This window comes from Acetobacter sp. KSO5, from assembly GCF_044094635.1.
Taxonomy (GTDB): Bacteria; Pseudomonadota; Alphaproteobacteria; order Acetobacterales; family Acetobacteraceae; genus Acetobacter; species Acetobacter cerevisiae.
In genome coordinates this window covers 3,122,501-3,139,555 of sequence record NZ_CP172014.1, presented here as the reverse complement: position 1 = coordinate 3,139,555, position 17,055 = coordinate 3,122,501, and the positions used below count along the sequence as shown (strand labels likewise).

The following is a 17,055-nucleotide window of genomic DNA, read 5'->3' as shown; positions in this document are numbered from 1 at the left end:
CCGGATGAAGCGTATCAGGTGCCACACCCTGCGACGGTTTGCACGGGGATAAACACAAACGTCTTCTGAAAGCGGCAGAAAATCCGCAGAAATCAACCCGGCAGCAGAGAAACCCGCTGGACGTGGGAGGAGGCAGTTGCCGGTTCATTCACCGTCCGGTCTACAACGGCAAGGCCGAGGCCGATCGCAGCGGCGGCGAGGATGAGAGACAGACTGTGCATTGTACTAATCCTTTCCGCTATCTGGGTCAGGGCAGACTTCCCTGACAACATGGTGTCAGTTGCATGTCTGTTACAGAACAGATCATGGCATCTATAAGGCATGATGACAGAGAAGATCGCGCTTTTGCAAGGAAAAACCACCGTTTGAAATAAGGCAAAAAGACGTAATTTATCGAACGGCGAGTGAGGTTTGAAATATTTGGTGAGTTTCTCCTTTTAGCTGAGGGACTAAACCGGTTTGCGGCACAGCCAGCAGGGGCAAAAAGAGGCATGCACCGATGAAAAACGGGATGGAATTAGCACTTTGCGAGGCGCAGAACGCAGCGCAAAGAGGGGAAGTTCCTGTTGGCGCGGTCTTGCTGGGGCCGGATGGCACCGTGCTGGCTCAGGCGGGCAATCGCGTGGAAGAACTGCATGACCCCTCCGCCCATGCGGAAATGCTGGTGATGCGCGCAGCAACGGCGGCGCGGGGTGGCAAACGGCTGGCGGATTGCACGCTTGTCGTCACGCTGGAGCCGTGCCCCATGTGCGCAGCGGCGCTGGCGCATTTCCGCGTCGGGCGCGTGTTGTTTGGCGCGTATGACCCAAAAGGCGGTGGCGTGGAACATGGGCCGCGTCTGCCCTTTCGCGCCGAGGCGCTGCACAGGCCGGAAATTATCGGCGGTGTGCGGGAGCGCGACTCTGCCGCTTTGCTCAAAACCTTTTTCCAGACGTTGCGGGAGCGGGAGAGTGAGGCATCTTCCGCGCTCTGACGCATGTTACAAGAGTAAGATAAATAAGGGTGTTCCTGCCGGGCGACCTTTTGTTTTTGTTATCAAGGAACCATGTTAACCGCAGAAGCGTATGATATCTGGCCTGAGGGTCTGAATCATGCGCCCCGGCGGGGATTGACCCTGTTGGCAAGAGTTTAAGGGAACAGTCGGAATCGTGATGTCGGAAAAATCTGTATCCAAGTTTTTCGGGCGGACTAGCCGCAAGACACTTCTGGCCCTTCTGGCTGGTGCAGCCTTTGTAGGGACGATGGGCACAGGGCCGGCTGGCCTCCACGCTGCCTATGCTGAGGATGCCGGGGCCATCAAGCCGAGCAGCCCGGTCCAGACGCTTCCAAACTTTGTGAATCTGGTCAAACAGGTCAAACCTGCCGTTGTCTCCATTACCTCCATGATCAAGGCTGATGCTGTTGAGGGTGAAGGCGGTGGCATGGGGGGAATGGGCGGCATGCCCTTTCCTTTTCCCTTCCCGTTCCAGATGGCTCCCCAGCAGTCCCGCCAGCAGATTGAAGCCCGCGGGTCTGGCTTTCTGATCTCCGCCGATGGTTACGTCGTCACCAACAACCATGTTGTGAAAGGGGCCACCAAGGTCACCGTCACGCTGGATGATGGCACCACGCTGCCCGCCAAGATTATTGGCCGTGATGGCAAGACGGATCTGGCCCTTCTGAAAGTGACCTCCTCCCAGAAGCTGCCCTTTATCGAGCTGGGCGAATCTGACGATGTGCAGCCCGGTGAATGGGTTGTGGCCGTTGGGAACCCGTATGGTCTGGGTGGCACTGTCACGGCGGGGATCGTGTCCGCCCGTGGGCGTGACATTAATGAAGGCCCGTACGACAACTTCATCCAGATTGATGCGCCCATCAATCGCGGTAACTCCGGTGGTCCGCTGTTCACGCAGGATGGCAAGGTGGTGGGGGTTAATACCGCCATTCTCTCTCCCTCCGGCGGAGGGTCCATTGGCATCGGCTTTGCTATTCCGTCTGACACCGTGCGCAGCGTGACAGACCAGCTGCGCAAGACCGGCCATGTGGTCCGTGGGTATCTGGGCGTGAACGCTCAGGTCATTTCCCCGGCTATGGCGAAAGCCCTGAACATGCCAGTTCCGGCTCCGGGTGCGCCGCCTGCCGGTGCGCTGGTGGCCAGCACCAGCCCGGACAGCCCGGCAGAAAAGGCTGGCCTGAAGGCGGAAGACGTTGTGACCGACTTCAACGGCCAGAAAGTTGCCTCTCCGCATGATCTGGCGGTGCGTGTTGCTTCTGTGGCTCCGGGGACGGACGCCAAAATCGGATACCTGCGCGGGGGTAAGCCGCAGACGCTGACGGTCAAGATCGGCAATCTCGCCAAAGCTTCCAACGATGGTGGGATTGAGGGTAACGCGTCCTCAGGCCAGCATCTGGGTGTGTCGCTCACGCCGCTGAGTGGCGATATCCGTCGCCAGCTTGGTCTGGGCAGTGATGTGCATGGTGTGGTGGTGAATGATGTGCAGCCCGGTTCCCCGGCGGATCAGGCCGGTATTCGCCCCGGTGATGTGATCCAGTCCGTCAGTAACCAGAACGTCGATTCCCCACGGGCGGCTGTTACGGCTGTGCGCGGAGCGCTGGCAGCTAAAAAACCCGTTCTTCTCCGGGTGCTGCGGGATGGGCAGTCTCTGTTTATCGCCATTTCCCCGGATGGCACGGGGGATGGGTCTGATTCTTCCTCTTCTAATGGCGGGGATGATGACGACCAGTAAGACGGCTTTCATCGTCTAAGACCGGGCATCAAGATCCGGTCTCGCAAAACGCTGGCTCTGCAAAGGGCCAGCGTTTTTTTGTGTTGTCAGGGTGGTATTATTTCTAAAAACCGTAAAAAATAGCCTTTGAAGAGCCTTGAAGCTCAAAAACATTGTAAAATTTTGATTACATTCGATGTTTTGTGGATGAAATTTTCAGCAAGATCCGCTTAATGCGTCAAATGCAATAAAGCTATGCTCCAGCCTCGGGGCTTGTTTGCTTAGGTTCTGAGCGGGTATCTCCTGCGTAATTCATAAAGTGGGAGCGATCCGCCCAATGACACTCACTCATTTTTCTGATCTGCCGTGCAGGGTTGCGTGATGCGAGCCGGACGGGTGGTTCCTATGCGGTTGCGGGTGGGTCGGCGCGTGTTTGGCCTGCTTTGTGCTCTGGCGTGTTTGGCAAATACCCCGGCATGGGCGGAGAAAACCCCGCTTGTTGTGGGGCAGGATGGCAGCCTGAGCGTGCCGGAGGGCTCGCCGCTGCGGAAGCGGCTGGGGGTTGAGGCTGTACAGGTTGTTGTCCCGAAGGATACCCTGTCCGTTCCCGGCGCCATTGTGACGGAACCTGCCCGGCAGGTGCCCATTCTGGCACCCGTGACCGGGCGCATTGTGGCGTTGAATGTCGTGCCCGGTCAGCATGTAAAGCACGGCCAGCCGCTGGCGACTCTGCTTGCCGGAGATATGGCGCAGGCCACCACGGATGAAGAAAAAGCACGTGCCGGGCTGGTACTGGCGCAGGCTGCGATGGCGCGAGCCCAGCAGGTCAAACAGGCTGGTGGGGCTGCCACGCGGGATGTTGAGGCCGCACGTGCTGCTCTGGTGCAGGCGCAGGCGGAAGAACGCCGCGCGCAGGATCGTCTGAACTCTTTTGATGATACCGCGGCAGCAGGCGGCAAGCTGGTCCTCCGCTCCCCGGTGGACGGCGTGGTGTCTGCTGTCAGCATGGCGCCCGGCCAGAACGTGACGGACATCACTGCGCCCTTGCTGAGTGTGGAAGACCTCTCGGAAATCTGGGCCGTGGCCGATGTGCCGGAAGCCGATGTGGACCAGATCCATATTGGCCAGTCCGTTTCCCTCACCCTGCCCGCGCGGGACGGGGTGGTGCTGTATGGAGAAATCGCCACCGTTGAACCGGATCTGCGGCCCGAAACGCGCCGTCTGCGAGCCATGATTCCGCTGCCGAACCCGGATGAAGACTTGCATCCCAATATGTTCGCAACGGTCAATATCCAGCTCAAGCAGCCGCCGGGCCTGATGGTGCCGCAGTCGGCCCTGCTGATGAATAATGACAACGTGACGGTGTTTGTGGAAACCGCGCCCTGGACGTTCAAGCGGCGCAAGGTTGGTATTTCCTACGACGAAGGTGAAGATACACGGGTTCTGAGCGGCCTGAGTGCCGGAGACCGCATCGTGACGCGCGGTGGGGTTTTGCTGAACGATGATTGAACGGATTATTGCGGCCTGCCTGCGGGAACGCCGTATTGTTTTTGTGGCGATGGCGGTGCTGGCCCTGTGGGGCGGCTGGGCGTGGAAAGATCTTCCGGTTGAAGCCTATCCCGACCTTGGGGCCGTGTCCGTTCAGGTCACGACCCAAAGCTCAGGGCTGGCTGCGGAGGAAGTGGAGCAGCTGATCACCATTCCGCTGGAACGCCAGCTGGCGGCCACGCCGGGGCTGTCCAACAGCCGTTCCAGCAGCACGTTTGGCCTCTCGCTTATCAATCTGATTTTTCGGGATGGCGTGAATGTTTACGCTGCCCGCCAGCGTGTGACGGAACAGCTGGCGCAGGTCACGCTGCCGCCGGGGGTGACGGCCAGCCTCGGGCCTGTCACCAGCCCATCGGGTGAAATTTACCGCTACACGCTGGAATCAGATAGCCAGAATCTGATGCAGCTGTCTGAAATTCAGCGCTGGATTGTGGTGCCCGCTCTGACAAAAGTGCAGGGTGTTGCGGCCATCAACAATTTTGGCGGCTTCACGCGGGAATATCAGTTGCTTCTGGATCCCGCCGCTCTCTCCCGCTTCCACGTGGGGGTGAATGATGTTCTGACGGCTATTACCAGCAGCAGCATTAACGCCGGCGGTGGCCGTGTGGCGCGGGGTGAGCAGTCCTACATTGTGCGCGGCATGGGCATGATCCATTCGCTGAAGGAAATGGGCGATATCCCCGTGACTCAGCATGACGGCACCCCGGTCTTCCTGCGGGAACTGGGCCGGATGCAACTTGGGCATCAGGTGCGGGAAGGGATTCTGGGGAAAAACGGAAACCCGGATACCATTGAGGGCATTGTCAGCATGGTCTCGGGCGAGAACGCCTCGAAGGTGCTGAATCTGCTGCATGCCCGTGTGGCGGAGTTGCAAAAACAGCTGGAGCCGCAGGGTGTGCGGATTGTGCCCTATATCGACCGCGACGTTCTGGTGAATGCCACTACGGAGAAAGTGACCCATACGGTTCTGGAAGGGGTGGGGCTGGTTTTTGTTATCCTCATTCTCTTCCTTGGCAGTCCGCGGAGTGCGCTGGTGGCGGCAGTAACCATTCCGCTGGCGCTGGCGACGGTCTTTCTCATCATGAGCCTGCTCGGCATGCCCGCCAACCTGTTCTCTCTCGGTGCGATTGACTTCGGGGTGATTGTAGACGGCGCGATTGTGGTGACGGAATCCATCCTTCGCCTGCGGGAAGCAGAACCGGGCCACACTATGTCTCTGGATGATGTGGAAGGGCTGACAAAACATGTCGGCCGCGCGATCGTATTTTCTACGCTGGTAATTATTGTCGCTTACAGTCCGCTCTTTGCGTTTGAAGGCGCGGAGGGGCGGCTGTTCCGGCCCATGGCCTTTACCGTCAGTTTTGCACTGCTGGGAGCGCTGCTGAGCGCTATTGTACTCACGCCTTCTCTGGCCTTTCTGGCCATGCGCAAACCACACAAGATTTTCCATAACAAGCCGCTGGAAAAGCTGCATCACCTGTACCATGACGGTCTGGCCCACGCCATGCGTCGCCCGCTGCTGGCCTATATCGGTGCAGTCATTGCCTTTGTGCTGGTGGTCGTGCTGGGCATGAATACCGGCCGCGAATTTCTACCGGAAATGGATGAAGGTGCGCTGTGGCTCCAGGTTCAGCTGCCCTCCGGCCTCTCACTGGAAAAAGCCGGAGCCATGGCGGATGAAGTGCGCCATGCCATCTATACGTTCCCGGAAACCTCTTACGCCGTAACCCAGCTGGGCCGGAATGATTCCGGCACGGACCCCTGGACGCCGTCACACATCGAAGTGCCGGTGGGCCTCAAGCCGTATAACACCTGGCCGCATGGCGAGACAAAGGCTCAGTTTGTCGCCAAATTGCATGAACGTCTGGCGAAGATTCCGGGTATCGATTTTGGCATCAGTCAGCCGATTGCCGATGGTATGAACGATCAGGTCGGCGGCGCGCATTCTGCGCTGGTTCTGCGCGTTTATGGCAATGATGCACGCGAAATCCGGCGGATTGGCAACCAGATTGTCGATGTTCTGAAAACCGTGAAGGGCACGACCGAAGCGTCCGTCTTTCAGGAGCCCGAAATTCCGGAACTCAATATTGTGGCGGATCGGCCTGCAGCAGCCCGTTATGGCATTTCCGTTGCAGACATCATGGCCGTGGTGGGCAACGCCATTGGCGATGGCCCGGTCTCTCAAATCTATATTGCAGATCGCACCTACAATATGACGGTGCGCGTGCCTCCGGCCACAGTCAGCAATTTGCGCTCTCTGGCGCATCTCCCGCTGACGGCGGCCAATGGCGCGCAGATCCCGCTTGAAATGGTTGCCCGGATCAGCCTGAAAACGGGTGAAGGCACAATCTCGCATGAAATGACGGAGCGGCAGATCACCCTACGCGTGGATAACGGCAAGCGGCCTCTGTCCGACTATATGGCGGAAGCGCAGAAGAAAATTGCCGCACAGGTGCATTTCGACACCAGCCTGTATCGTCTGCAATGGGCCGGCGCGTTTGAGCAGCAGCAACGCGCACAGGCGCGCCTGAGTGTGGCGCTGGGCATCATGCTGATCGTCATGCTGGTTCTGCTCTTTGCGGAATTCCGTGTTCTGCGGCAGGCGGTGCTGATTCTGGCCGTGGTGCCGCTGGCTCTGCTGGGTGGTCTGGTCGCGCTACAGGTCCGGGGTGAAACCCTGAACGTGGCGACAGCTGTTGGCTTTATCGCGCTGTTTGGCGTGGCAGTGCAGAACGGGATCATCATGATTTCCAACATCAACCGGCATCGGTCGCAGGGTGTGCCGTTGTATGACGCCGTGCTGGAAGGGGCGGGTGAACGCTTCCGCCCTGTGCTGATGACGGCCACCGTCGCCAGCATGGGCATGCTGCCCGCCGCCATGGCAACCGGCATTGGCACGGACGTGCAGCGGGGTCTGGCGACCGTGGTGGTCGGCGGTCTGGGGATCGCGACGATTCTGACGCTGTTTATCCTGCCGACATTCTATTACGAGCTGGAAGCGTGGTGTGAGCGCCGGGCAGCCGCACGGGAGCCTGCGCGATGATGCCAAATAAACTGATGCTCTGGGCAGCTACCGCTCTGGCTTTGAGTGGGTGCGCCGTAGGACCGGACTTTAAAAAACCCGCGCCGCCAGCGCCCACCGAGTATGGGCAGGCCGGGAAAGGCAGCAGCACGCAACCTGTGGCCGGCTCAGCTGAAGCCGCTGCTGCTGGCCCGCAGAGCGTGGTGCAGGTGTTCCATCCGGGGCAGGATATTCCGCCGCAATGGTGGGCGCTGTTCCATTCGCCGGATCTGGACAGGCTGGTACGGCGTGCGCTTGACCAGAATCCGTCTCTGGAATCCGCGCGGGACGCGTTGGCCGCCGCTAATGAAAACCGTCTGGCCCAGCAGAGCGCGCTGTATCCGTCCATTTCCGGGAGCTTCAACCCGACACGGAACAAGACCTCCCGCACATACTCACCCGTGCCAAACAGCAACGCATGGCTTTACACCGTGCACACGGCGCAGCTGAATATTTCCTATGTGCCGGATTTGTGGGGCGGTGTGCGCCGTGGGGTGGAAGCCGCAAAAGCCTTGCGCGATGCCCAGCGTGACCAGCTGGAAGCGGTCTATCTGACGCTCACCTCTTCCGTTGTGCAGGCGGCGATTGATTACGCAGCGCTCAATGCACAGCTTGAGGCTACCCAGTCTCTGGTGGCGTTGCAGCGCACCTTGCTGGCCTCGGCAGAACGGCAGGAGCAGGTGGGGCAGTTTTCCCGCAATGATGTAGCCATGCAGCGCGCCTCTCTGGCGCAAAACGAAGCCACTCTCGCCCCGTTGCAAAAGCAGCTGGAGCAGCAAAAGCACCTTATTGCGGCTCTGGTGGGAGATGCGCCGGATGCGCCGAAGCCGAGCTTTACGCTGGAGAGTCTGAGTCTGCCGGTTGATTTGCCGGTCAGCCTGCCTGCTCGCCTGATTGAGCAGCGCCCGGATATCCGCACAGCGCAGGCCAACTGGCACGCCGCCTGTGCGCAGGTTGGCGTCGCAGTCGCAAACCGCCTGCCCAATGTGCAGCTTGGGGCAACGCCGGGTTTTGCTGCGGCGTCCATCGCGCAGATGGCCTCGCCGGGATTCGGGCAGTGGGAAATCGCTGCCATGATTACCCAGCCGCTGTTTGATGGCGGCCTGCTGCGGCATCAGGAACATGCGGCCCGCGCGCAGTATGATCAGGCGGCAGCCGATTATCGCACAACCATTATTGCGGCTTTGCAGGATGTTGCAGATACGCTCACCGCGATACGTTCCGACGCCACGGCTCTGGGCGCCAATGCTTCTGCCGCTACCGCAGCCGCAGAGAGCTGGCATATTGCACAGGCGCAGTATCGGCTTGGGGATGTGAGTGAGGTTTCTATGCTTCAGGCACAGCAGACCCAGCTTCAGGCTCAGCTGGCTCTGGCACAGGCCAGAGCGGATAGATTGTCAGATACAGTTGCGCTGTTTCAGGCTCTGGGTGGGGGCTGGTGGAACAGCAAGGAGCCGGACGCGCCGCGCACGCCGTCCTGGCATCCGGATAAAGGGTTAGCGACTATCCTGCCCTGAGGCGAGGTCCCGCAGGCGCGGGACGGACAGCACCCGGATCCCGTGATTATCGGTGCCGGTAATGGTCTGCTCACGCCGGAGGGCGCTGATCGTGCGGCTCACCGTTTCAATGGTCAGACCCAGATAATCCGCAATATCGACCCGTGTCATGGGGAGAGAGACCAGACGGCCTTCGGTTTTGCCCTGCCCGGAGGGGGCTGGTGGCATCATGCGGTTTAAGAGGAAACTGGCAACGCGCTCGCGCGCCGTCTTGCGGCCCAGCAGCAGCATTTGTTCCTGCGCTTCCGCCAGTTCGTCCGTCACTTCATCCAGAAGCCGGCGTTCAAACTGGGGATAATCGGTCAGCAATGTTTCCAGCTGAGGGCGCAGAAAACGGCAGACCTGCACGGTATCCACCGTTTCCGCGCCAAAGGAATAGGTCTTGGCTGTGGTCAGGCCGAGAAAGTGCCCGACATCTGCAAAACCGGTAATCTGCCGGCGGCCATCCGGAAGGGATTTGAACAGTTTGACCGTGCCGGATGTCACGTTGAAGAAGGACAGTGCGGGTGTGCCTTCTTCAATCATGGCTGTGCCGGGCGGCAGTGTCAGCCGTTTTGAGGCTTGTGCGAGGATGGCCAGCTCAGTGTCATCAATGCCGTTGCACACGCTGTGTTCGCGAATTTCACAGACAAGACAACGATGAAGATCAGTCCGGGCTTCAGGCGTAAACCTGCGCCTGAGCGGTATGGACTGTGTCCGTGAATGGGGAGCAGGCGGCATGAAGGTATGGGTCCGGCAAAGCCGACTCTTGCGGATGCGAGGATTATCCGGAAAAGCCTGTGTCAGGGAAATCTTTCGTAAATATTAGGTTATTGTTGATATAAATCAACGACAGCTCTCGAAAATCTCTACCCGCAAGGATGTTTTAAACGAATATCAGAGTTGTGTTGTGCGCTGTGGTTTAAATAACACACTCTTCGCCCCATCATGGTGTGGGTTTGATCTAAATCATGGTGACCGGCCTCTGCGCGTGATTTCTCCCCACTCATAAACTTACAGCGCAGTTGGAAGAGTAACAGGTATGGTCAAGCTTCGTTCCTTATTTACAGCCCTTGCGGCGGGTGTGGCTGCGATTTCCGGCACGGCCGCGGCTCAGGCACAGGTTGTTGCTCCGGCAGCTCCGAACGCAACCTATGTGAACGCTCCGGTCATGAGCAACATTCCGTCTGCTCCGCGTCCGGGCGGTGGCCATTGCGGGATTTTTCAAACCTGCGCCAGCACCAAGATCGGTCTGGGCAAAGGTGACTTCATGATCCGCCTGTCCGGTGTGGGCGTTCTGCCGCAGGACCGCGATAGCAATGTAAAGCTGAACGGTTCGACTCTGCCGCGCACGCACCTTTCCACCACCAACCAGGCAATGCCTGAGCTGACGCTGGAATACTTCCTGACGGACAACATCTCTGTTGACCTGATTGCCACCAGCACCCGTCACGAAGTGGCTGCTCTGGGCAGTGCTGTAGGTGGTAAACTGGATGTCGGGAGCGCCTGGGTGCTGCCGCCGACGCTGACCTTCGCATGGCACTTCCGCCCGCATAAGCGCTTTAACCCGTATGTGGGTGTGGGTGTTACGGCAATGTGGTTCCATAACATGAAGGGCAACACGGGCAGCCCGCTGGGTCTGAGCAAGCTGAATGCCGGCTTCACCGGTGGTCCGGCTGTGAATGCTGGTTTTGACTATCAGCTGGTTGGTAACTGGTTCTTCAACGCAGACGTCAAGCAGATGTTTGTCCGTATGCATGCATGGGTAGAAAACCCGGCCGAAACCCTGAAGGTTCGTGCGCACGAATCTCTGGACCCGACCGTGGTCTCCGCTGGTATCGCTTACCGGTTCTAATGGTATGAGCGCGGTATCCTTATCTGATCTGGTTCTCCGTTACGGCGGAAACCTGCCGCGCTACACCAGCTACCCGACCGCAGCCAGCTTTACGGATGCGGTCGGGCCTGCGCTGGCCGAACAATGGCTGCGCGCCCTCCCGGCGGATGAGCCGGTTTCTCTTTATTTCCATGTTCCGTTCTGTGATGAACTGTGCCGCTTCTGCGGGTGCAATACATCCGTCATGCGCCATGAAGACGGGCGTATGGCTTACGGAGATCTGCTGCGTGAGGAGCTGCGCCGTGTTGTGGCGCTGGTGGGTCCGCAGCGGCCCGTCAAACATCTTCAGTTTGGGGGCGGGACTCCTTCCACGCTGCCTGCGGCCTCGCTTCGGCAGGTGCTGCGCAGTGTGCGTCAGTTTTTCCGGATTGAGCCGGGCGCCGAACTGGCGATGGAGCTCGACCCCCGCCATGTGCCCGCAGGATACCCGCAACTGCTGGGTGACCTCGGTTTCACCCGCATCAGCCTCGGTGTGCAGGATCTGGAAGAAAAGGTGCAGGAGGCCTGTGGCCGTCACCAGTCCTTCGCCCAGACCGAAGCCTGCATCAATGCCGTGCGTGCTGCCGGTGTATCCGGCGTGAATGTCGATCTGATTTATGGCCTGCCGTATCAGACGGAAGAGAGTGTTGCCGCCACGGCGCGTAAAATCGCGTCTCTCCGGCCCAGCCGTCTGGCAGTGTTTGGCTATGCGCATGTGCCGTGGAAGCAGAAGCGCCAGCGCCTGATTCCTGAAGAAGCCTTGCCGCCGCCCGTCGAGCGCCTGCGTCAGCGCGCCCGTATCGAAGAGGTTTTGTGTGCGGAAGGGTACGTGCCCATCGGGCTCGACCATTACGCCCTGCCGGACGATACGCTGGTTCAGGCCGCACAGGCGGGGGCGCTCCACCGGAATTTTCAGGGTTATACGACCGATTCGTCTACCGTGCTGCTGGGAATGGGCGCGTCTGCTATTTCCATGTTGCCGGACGGCTACACCCAGAACATCACAGCTGTTGCGCCGTATGTCCGCGCTCTCGCGGATCAGGATGGCCTGCCGGTTGCTCGTGGCGTGGCTCGCACGGCAGAAGACAAACTGCGTGGTCATCTGATTGAAGAGCTGATGTGTACCATGCAGGTGGACCTTGAGGCGGGTCCTGCCGCTGCGTATGATTTTTCGGTAGAATCTGCCGCCCTCAAGCCATTCGTGCAGGACGGATTCGTGCAGATAGACGGCAGTTGCGTGCGGGTGACGGAAGCAGGACGGCCTTTCCTGCGGAATGTGGCTGCCGTGTTTGATACGCGCCGCCAGACCCTTTCTTCCGCCACGCCGGGGAGTACTCCTCAACCCCGTTTTGCCACGGCACTCTGAACCTTCACGGGCTTTGCTCGTTGAGGCATCAGTTGATCGTGCGCGTGTTTTGGCGCATGGAGAGAGAACTTTCCCCGCCCGGATGCCATAAAAAAGAACGGTATTCTTCTTAAGGGCAGGAACCCGCATCACAGCTGAAGGACAGAACAGATGCGTTCTGACGCCCCCGCTTTGACAGAAAAGCTGGCTACCATGCAGCCTGCACAGGTCCCGTTTACGCACTGGATGCTGGAGTCCGTTCTGGAACCAGACGCCTGCGATGCCTTGCTGGAATGGGAACCTGGTGACGAAGCGCGGGCCGGTGATGTCGGCGGCCGTCGTGAGACCCGTAACAAGTTCCGCGTGTTTGTGGACCCCGCAACCCGTGCGCAGGACGCGCGGCTGGACCGGATGGCGCACCTGCTGGACAGCGAGGCGGCGCGCAAAGTGTTCAAGGACGTCTGTGGCGCAGAGCTGGAAGACTCCGCCCTGCGGCTGGAGTTGTGTCTGGACACGGATGGCTTCTGGCTGGAACCACACACTGATATTGGTGCGAAAAGACTCACACTGCTGATCTCGCTGTCCACAAACGATAAAGAGCATGCATGGGGTACGGACCTTATGTCGCCGGACGGCAGGTCCGTCACGCGGGCATCTGGCGCCTTCAATTCCGGTGTCTTGTTCATTCCGTCTGACAAAACATGGCATGGGTTTGTTAAGCGGCCTATCGAGGGCACACGCCGTACGCTGATCGTCAATTTTGTCGACCCAGCATGGCGTGCCGTGCATGAGCTGGCCTTTGGACCGCGTGTGCCAGTGGCTTCTGCCTGAAACAGAACTGAAAATAAGGCTTCAGACACGGGTTTTCAGGCAGAATCCGGGGTCTGCTACGGCTGTTTTTTTGCAATTCCGCGTTAAATCGGCTTTAGGAAGGCCTCGCCGAGATCTCAACGGGGGCTGTGAACGGGAATGAGTGAATCTGTGCGTGAGTCGATGGAGTTTGATGTCGTCATCGTTGGTGGCGGACCGGCCGGGTTGGCTGCGGCTATTCGCCTGCGCCAGCTTTCACCGGAAACAAGCGTCTGTCTGATTGAAAAAGGCAGCGAAATCGGGGCGCATATCGTCTCCGGCGCGGTCATTGAACCGCGGGCTCTGGCTGAGCTTCTGCCGGACTGGCAGGACCGTGGTGCACCGCTGAACACACCGGTGACGTCAGAAGAGATGCTCTATCTGACCGAAACCCGCAGCCTGCGCGTGCCCATGCTGGACCGGCTGATGCCGCACATGGCCAATCACGGCAATTATATTGTTAGTCTGGGTGAAGTCTGCCGCTGGCTGGCTACGCAGGCCGAAGAGCTGGGTGTGGAAATCTACCCCGGCTTTGCTGGCGCTGAAGTCCTGATTGAAAATAATCGCGTGGTTGGTGTGGCCACCGGGGACATGGGTATCACCAAAGACGGTGCAGAAGGCCCCAATTACCAGCCGGGCATGGAGCTGCGCGGGCGCTATACGCTGTTTGCAGAAGGTTGCCGTGGTTCCCTGACCAAGCAGGTCATGGCGCATTACGACCTGCGCAAGGGCGTGGACCCGCAGACCTACGGCTTGGGGATCAAGGAAGTCTGGGAAATTCCGGCGGAAAACCATCGCCCCGGTCTGGTTCAGCACAGCTTTGGCTGGCCGCTGGATGACAACACCTATGGCGGTGCCTGGCTCTACCACTTTGGTGAAAATCTGGTGTCCTACGGTTTTGTGGTCGGGCTGGACTATCCCAACACGTGGCTTTCTCCGTTCGACGAAATGCAGCGCCTTAAACTGCACCCGGCGTTCCGCAAGCATCTGGAAGGTGGCCGTCGCGTCAGCTACGGCGCACGCGCTCTTTCAGAAGGTGGCCTGCAGGCTATCCCACGTCTGACCTTCCCCGGCGGTGCACTGATTGGTGATTCCGCAGGCTTCCTGAACATGCCCAAAATTAAGGGCACGCATACGGCCATGAAGTCCGGCATGCTGGCCGCGGACGCTGTTGTTGAGGCCATGCAGACGGATCGGGTTGAACCCGGCTCTTACACGCAGCGTGTTAAAGACAGCTGGCTGTGGGAAGAACTGCGCACAGCCCGCAATGTCCGTCCGGCTTTCGCGCATTTTGGCATGAAGGGTGGGGCAGTCTATGCCGCGCTGGACGCCATGCTTCTGCGGGGCCGTGCGCCGTGGACGCTGCACTTCAAGCATCAGGACAACGAGACCCTGAAAGCAGCAAATCTGTGTGAAAAGCCGAACTATCCCAAAGCGGATGGCACGCTGACGTTTGACCGCTTGTCTTCCGTCTTCCTGTCCGCCACCAACCATGAGGAAGATCAGCCGGTGCATCTGCGCCTGCGCAATCCGTCCCTGTGGAAAACGGTTAACTGGGATGTGTTCCGTGCACCGGAAGCCCGTTATTGCCCGGCTGGCGTGTATGAAGTGGTGGATGAAGCCACAGCGCCGGCTCTGCAAATTAACGCGCAGAACTGCGTGCATTGCAAAACCTGTGACATCAAGGATCCAACCCAGAATATTGACTGGACTGTGCCCGAAGGCGGTGGTGGTCCTAATTATCCTGCTGGTATGTGATTTTGTTGCAAAGTACGGTAAGCAACGTTTGAACGATCCTGCGTCTGCAAGCGAAAGAAGCCATGAAGATTGTAGTACCTGTAAAGCGGGTTGTTGATTACAACATCAAACCGCGTGTTAAGGCGGACGGCAGCGGTGTTGAAACCACTGGCGTCAAGATGTCGATGAACCCCTTTGATGAGATTGCTGTGGAAGAAGCAGTGCGTCTCAAGGAAAAGGGCGTTGCGTCTGAAGTTGTCGTTGTCTCCATCGGGGTGCAGCAGGCACAGGACACGCTGCGGACCGCCATGGCCATGGGCGCAGACCGCGCCATTCTGGTTCTGTCTGAAGAAAGCCCGGAACCTCTGGCTGTTGCCAAGGTGCTGAAGGCGATTAACGAGAAAGAACAGCCGGGTCTGTTCATTCTTGGCAAGCAGGCCATTGATGATGACATGAACGCAACCGGCCAGATGCTGGCTGGTCTGCTCGGCTGGGGTCAGGGCACGTTTGCCGGTAAGGTCGAAGTTGCGGATGGCCGTGTGAAGGTCAGCCGTGAAATCGATGGCGGCACGGAAGATGTCTCTCTGGCACTGCCCGCGGTCGTCACGGCGGATCTGCGCCTGAACGAACCGCGCTATGCCTCTCTGCCCAACATCATGAAGGCCCGCAAAAAGCCGACGGAAACGCTGAAGGCTGAAGACCTTGGCGTAGACATGACCCGCCGCCTCACTGTGGTGTCCGTGGCGGAACCGCAGCAGCGTCAGGCTGGTGTGAAGGTTGGCTCCGTGGGTGAGCTGGTTGAAAAACTGCGTAACGAAGCAAAGGTGATCTGATCATGACCGCTCTTGTTCTTCTCGATCATGAAGAGGGCCGGATCAGAAAGTCTGCCCTTTCTGCCGTAACCGCTGCCTCTCAGCTGGGTGACGTGCATGTGCTGGTGGCGGGTGATGCCGCCGTGGCACAGGCCGCAGCCGCTATTCCGGGTGTTTCCAAGGTTCTGCATGCTGCCGATGCACAGTACGCGCATGAACTGGCTGAGCCTCTGGCAGCCCTGATTGTCTCGCTCGCTGGCGGGTATGACCAGATTGTTGCTGCTGCCAGTGCCGTAGGCAAAAACGTGCTACCGCGCGCTGCTGCTCTGCTGGATGTGCAGCCGATCCCGGAAGTGGTCAGCATTGTGGACGCCGAAACTTTCGTGCGCCCGATCTATGCGGGTAATGCGCTGGCTACCGTGCGTTCGTCCGATGCCAAAAAGGTTCTGACGGTGCGTGGTTCCGCCTTTGATGCCGCTCCAGCAGAAGGCGGGTCCGCTCCCATTGAAACGGTTGCGCCTGCAACCAACCCGAATGTTTCGGAATTCGTGGCAGTTCACCTGTCCGATTCCGAGCGTCCGGAACTGGAATCCGCCCGCGTGGTTGTCTCCGGTGGCCGTGGCCTTCAGAGCGAAGAAAAATTCCACGTTCTGGAACCGCTGGCTGACAAGCTGGGTGCTGCTATCGGTGCATCCCGTGCGGCTGTGGATTCGGGCTTTGTGCCGAACGAATTCCAGGTCGGGCAGACCGGGAAGATCGTTGCTCCGGAACTCTATTTGGCATTCGGTATTTCCGGCGCGATCCAGCATCTGGCCGGTATGAAAGACAGCCGCGTGATTGTGGCCGTCAACAAGGATCCGGAAGCTCCGATTTTTCAGGTCGCCGATTACGGCATTGTGGGGGATCTGTTCGAAATCGTACCCGCTCTGACCGAGGCGCTGAACTAAACGATTACTTCTGCGGCCCGGATTTCCGGGTCCTTAGAGATCAAAGCCTGTGCGCTCTTACTCAGAGCACACAGGCTTTTTGTTTTTTTGGAATGTATTGAGGGCCTCAGTCTGCGGCGGGGGTTTCAGAAGGTTTGACGCCATAGGCCGCCAGAAACATGCGAACGGCAGCGTGAATCACCTTTTCTTCGTCTTCAGCCTCATTATCAAACGGCATATTGAAGCGTTTCCGGTGCGCAATGCGCGTCTGGCAGAGTGAGAAAAACTGCTCTGCTGCAAAAACAGGGTCATCCACGTTCAGTGTGCCCTGCGCTACCTGTCCTTCAATCCAGCCAGACAGGGTTTCAATCGCCCTTTTGGGGCCACTCTGCCAAAAGGTTGTGGCCAGATGCGGGAAATGCGGCGCTTCGGAGACAATAATCCGGTAGAGCATCAGGCTTTCAGGTGAGATGATCAGCCGGATAATCTCACGGGCCAGAGCCGTCAGTGTCTTTTCCGGAGACAGGCTTAATTTCTGCACCGGGGCCAGAACCTCGAGTTTTTCCCGGCAGTTCTTTTCCACAAAGGCGGCAAACAGATCGCACTTGTTGGCAAAGTAATTATACAGCGTGCCCTTGGAAACGCCTGCCTCACGCGCAATGGC

At 58.9% G+C, this 17,055-nt stretch carries 14 protein-coding genes (1 of these 14 running past the window's edge); 11 read left to right on the top strand and 3 right to left on the bottom strand.

Annotation, left to right across the window (positions count from 1 at the left end; all coding sequences use genetic code 11):
* Positions 1 to 92: 92 nt before the first annotated feature.
* A complete protein-coding gene (locus ACHQGU_RS14200) occupies positions 93 to 221 on the bottom strand; it encodes a hypothetical protein (RefSeq protein WP_256441421.1) in 129 nt (42 codons plus the stop codon).
* 278 nt (positions 222 to 499) lie between these two features.
* On the opposite strand from ACHQGU_RS14200, the gene ACHQGU_RS14195 reads away from it, so the two are divergent.
* The 5 genes from ACHQGU_RS14195 to ACHQGU_RS14175 all read left to right on the top strand — a co-directional run bounded on the left by ACHQGU_RS14195 (position 500) and on the right by ACHQGU_RS14175 (position 8,831).
* Positions 500 to 973 (top strand): nucleoside deaminase, encoded by a 474-nt coding sequence (locus tag ACHQGU_RS14195; protein WP_061507709.1) that lies wholly within the window; start codon positions 500 to 502, stop codon positions 971 to 973.
* Positions 974 to 1,151: 178 nt separating this feature from the next.
* On the top strand, positions 1,152 to 2,726 hold the full coding sequence (locus ACHQGU_RS14190; RefSeq protein WP_215755272.1) for a Do family serine endopeptidase: 1,575 nt from the start codon (positions 1,152 to 1,154) through the stop codon (positions 2,724 to 2,726).
* Between the two features lie 384 nt (positions 2,727 to 3,110).
* Positions 3,111 to 4,214 carry an efflux RND transporter periplasmic adaptor subunit gene (locus ACHQGU_RS14185; RefSeq protein ID WP_395495437.1) on the top strand — a complete coding sequence of 368 codons (1,104 nt, stop codon included), beginning with the start codon at positions 3,111 to 3,113 and terminating at the stop codon, positions 4,212 to 4,214.
* Complete coding sequence (locus tag ACHQGU_RS14180; protein WP_395495436.1) at positions 4,207 to 7,296, top strand: efflux RND transporter permease subunit; 3,090 nt, start codon at positions 4,207 to 4,209, stop codon at positions 7,294 to 7,296. The genes ACHQGU_RS14185 and ACHQGU_RS14180 overlap by 8 nt, the downstream gene beginning before the upstream one ends.
* Positions 7,293 to 8,831, top strand: a complete 1,539-nt coding sequence (locus ACHQGU_RS14175; RefSeq protein WP_395495435.1) for an efflux transporter outer membrane subunit — start codon at positions 7,293 to 7,295, stop codon at positions 8,829 to 8,831. Before ACHQGU_RS14180 ends, ACHQGU_RS14175 begins: the two co-directional genes overlap by 4 nt.
* Here ACHQGU_RS14175 and ACHQGU_RS14170 read toward each other — a convergent pair.
* Positions 8,811 to 9,590, bottom strand: a complete 780-nt coding sequence (locus tag ACHQGU_RS14170; protein WP_395495434.1) for a Crp/Fnr family transcriptional regulator — start codon at positions 9,588 to 9,590, stop codon at positions 8,811 to 8,813. The genes ACHQGU_RS14175 and ACHQGU_RS14170 overlap by 21 nt on opposite strands.
* Before the next feature lie 301 nt (positions 9,591 to 9,891).
* Between ACHQGU_RS14170 and ACHQGU_RS14165 the strand changes: the two genes are divergently transcribed.
* The 6 genes from ACHQGU_RS14165 (at position 9,892) to ACHQGU_RS14140 (ending at position 16,412) form a co-directional block, all read left to right on the top strand.
* Positions 9,892 to 10,704: an OmpW family protein gene (locus tag ACHQGU_RS14165; RefSeq protein WP_395495433.1), complete on the top strand. Its 813-nt coding sequence runs from the start codon at positions 9,892 to 9,894 to the stop codon at positions 10,702 to 10,704.
* A gap of 4 nt (positions 10,705 to 10,708) precedes the next feature.
* Positions 10,709 to 12,088 (top strand): oxygen-independent coproporphyrinogen III oxidase, encoded by a 1,380-nt coding sequence (gene hemN, locus ACHQGU_RS14160; protein WP_395495432.1) that lies wholly within the window; start codon positions 10,709 to 10,711, stop codon positions 12,086 to 12,088.
* Positions 12,089 to 12,238: 150 nt separating this feature from the next.
* Positions 12,239 to 12,898: a 2OG-Fe(II) oxygenase gene (locus ACHQGU_RS14155; RefSeq protein ID WP_395495431.1), complete on the top strand. Its 660-nt coding sequence runs from the start codon at positions 12,239 to 12,241 to the stop codon at positions 12,896 to 12,898.
* A 138-nt stretch (positions 12,899 to 13,036) separates the two neighbouring features.
* On the top strand, positions 13,037 to 14,674 hold the full coding sequence (locus ACHQGU_RS14150; protein ID WP_395495430.1) for an electron transfer flavoprotein-ubiquinone oxidoreductase: 1,638 nt from the start codon (positions 13,037 to 13,039) through the stop codon (positions 14,672 to 14,674).
* A 62-nt stretch (positions 14,675 to 14,736) separates the two neighbouring features.
* On the top strand, positions 14,737 to 15,486 hold the full coding sequence (locus tag ACHQGU_RS14145; protein ID WP_062141284.1) for an electron transfer flavoprotein subunit beta/FixA family protein: 750 nt from the start codon (positions 14,737 to 14,739) through the stop codon (positions 15,484 to 15,486).
* Between the two features lie 2 nt (positions 15,487 to 15,488).
* Positions 15,489 to 16,412: an electron transfer flavoprotein subunit alpha/FixB family protein gene (locus ACHQGU_RS14140; RefSeq protein ID WP_395495429.1), complete on the top strand. Its 924-nt coding sequence runs from the start codon at positions 15,489 to 15,491 to the stop codon at positions 16,410 to 16,412.
* Between the two features lie 106 nt (positions 16,413 to 16,518).
* Here ACHQGU_RS14140 and ACHQGU_RS14135 read toward each other — a convergent pair whose 3' ends face one another.
* Positions 16,519 to 17,055, bottom strand: the 3' portion of a protein-coding gene (locus ACHQGU_RS14135; protein WP_395495428.1) for a TetR/AcrR family transcriptional regulator C-terminal domain-containing protein. The gene runs 135 nt beyond the window's last position; only the last 537 of its 672 coding nucleotides appear in the window; the start codon falls outside the window, past its right edge — the gene reads right to left on this strand; its stop codon occupies positions 16,519 to 16,521.

Bases quoted from the DNA above. Each gene is read 5' to 3' on its own strand.
- ACHQGU_RS14165 (WP_395495433.1), top strand. From the start codon at position 9,892: ATGGTCAAGCTTCGTTCCTTATTTACAGCCCTTGCGGCGGGTGTGGCT.
- ACHQGU_RS14150 (WP_395495430.1), top strand. From the start codon at position 13,037: ATGAGTGAATCTGTGCGTGAGTCGATGGAGTTTGATGTCGTCATCGTT.
- ACHQGU_RS14200 (WP_256441421.1), bottom strand. From the start codon at position 221: ATGCACAGTCTGTCTCTCATCCTCGCCGCCGCTGCGATCGGCCTCGGC.
- ACHQGU_RS14185 (WP_395495437.1), top strand. From the start codon at position 3,111: ATGCGGTTGCGGGTGGGTCGGCGCGTGTTTGGCCTGCTTTGTGCTCTG.
- ACHQGU_RS14170 (WP_395495434.1), bottom strand. From the start codon at position 9,590: ATGCCGCCTGCTCCCCATTCACGGACACAGTCCATACCGCTCAGGCGC.
- hemN (WP_395495432.1), top strand. From the start codon at position 10,709: ATGAGCGCGGTATCCTTATCTGATCTGGTTCTCCGTTACGGCGGAAAC.
- ACHQGU_RS14140 (WP_395495429.1), top strand. From the start codon at position 15,489: ATGACCGCTCTTGTTCTTCTCGATCATGAAGAGGGCCGGATCAGAAAG.
- ACHQGU_RS14180 (WP_395495436.1), top strand. From the start codon at position 4,207: ATGATTGAACGGATTATTGCGGCCTGCCTGCGGGAACGCCGTATTGTT.
- ACHQGU_RS14145 (WP_062141284.1), top strand. From the start codon at position 14,737: ATGAAGATTGTAGTACCTGTAAAGCGGGTTGTTGATTACAACATCAAA.
- ACHQGU_RS14175 (WP_395495435.1), top strand. From the start codon at position 7,293: ATGATGCCAAATAAACTGATGCTCTGGGCAGCTACCGCTCTGGCTTTG.
- ACHQGU_RS14155 (WP_395495431.1), top strand. From the start codon at position 12,239: ATGCGTTCTGACGCCCCCGCTTTGACAGAAAAGCTGGCTACCATGCAG.
- ACHQGU_RS14195 (WP_061507709.1), top strand. From the start codon at position 500: ATGAAAAACGGGATGGAATTAGCACTTTGCGAGGCGCAGAACGCAGCG.
- ACHQGU_RS14190 (WP_215755272.1), top strand. From the start codon at position 1,152: ATGTCGGAAAAATCTGTATCCAAGTTTTTCGGGCGGACTAGCCGCAAG.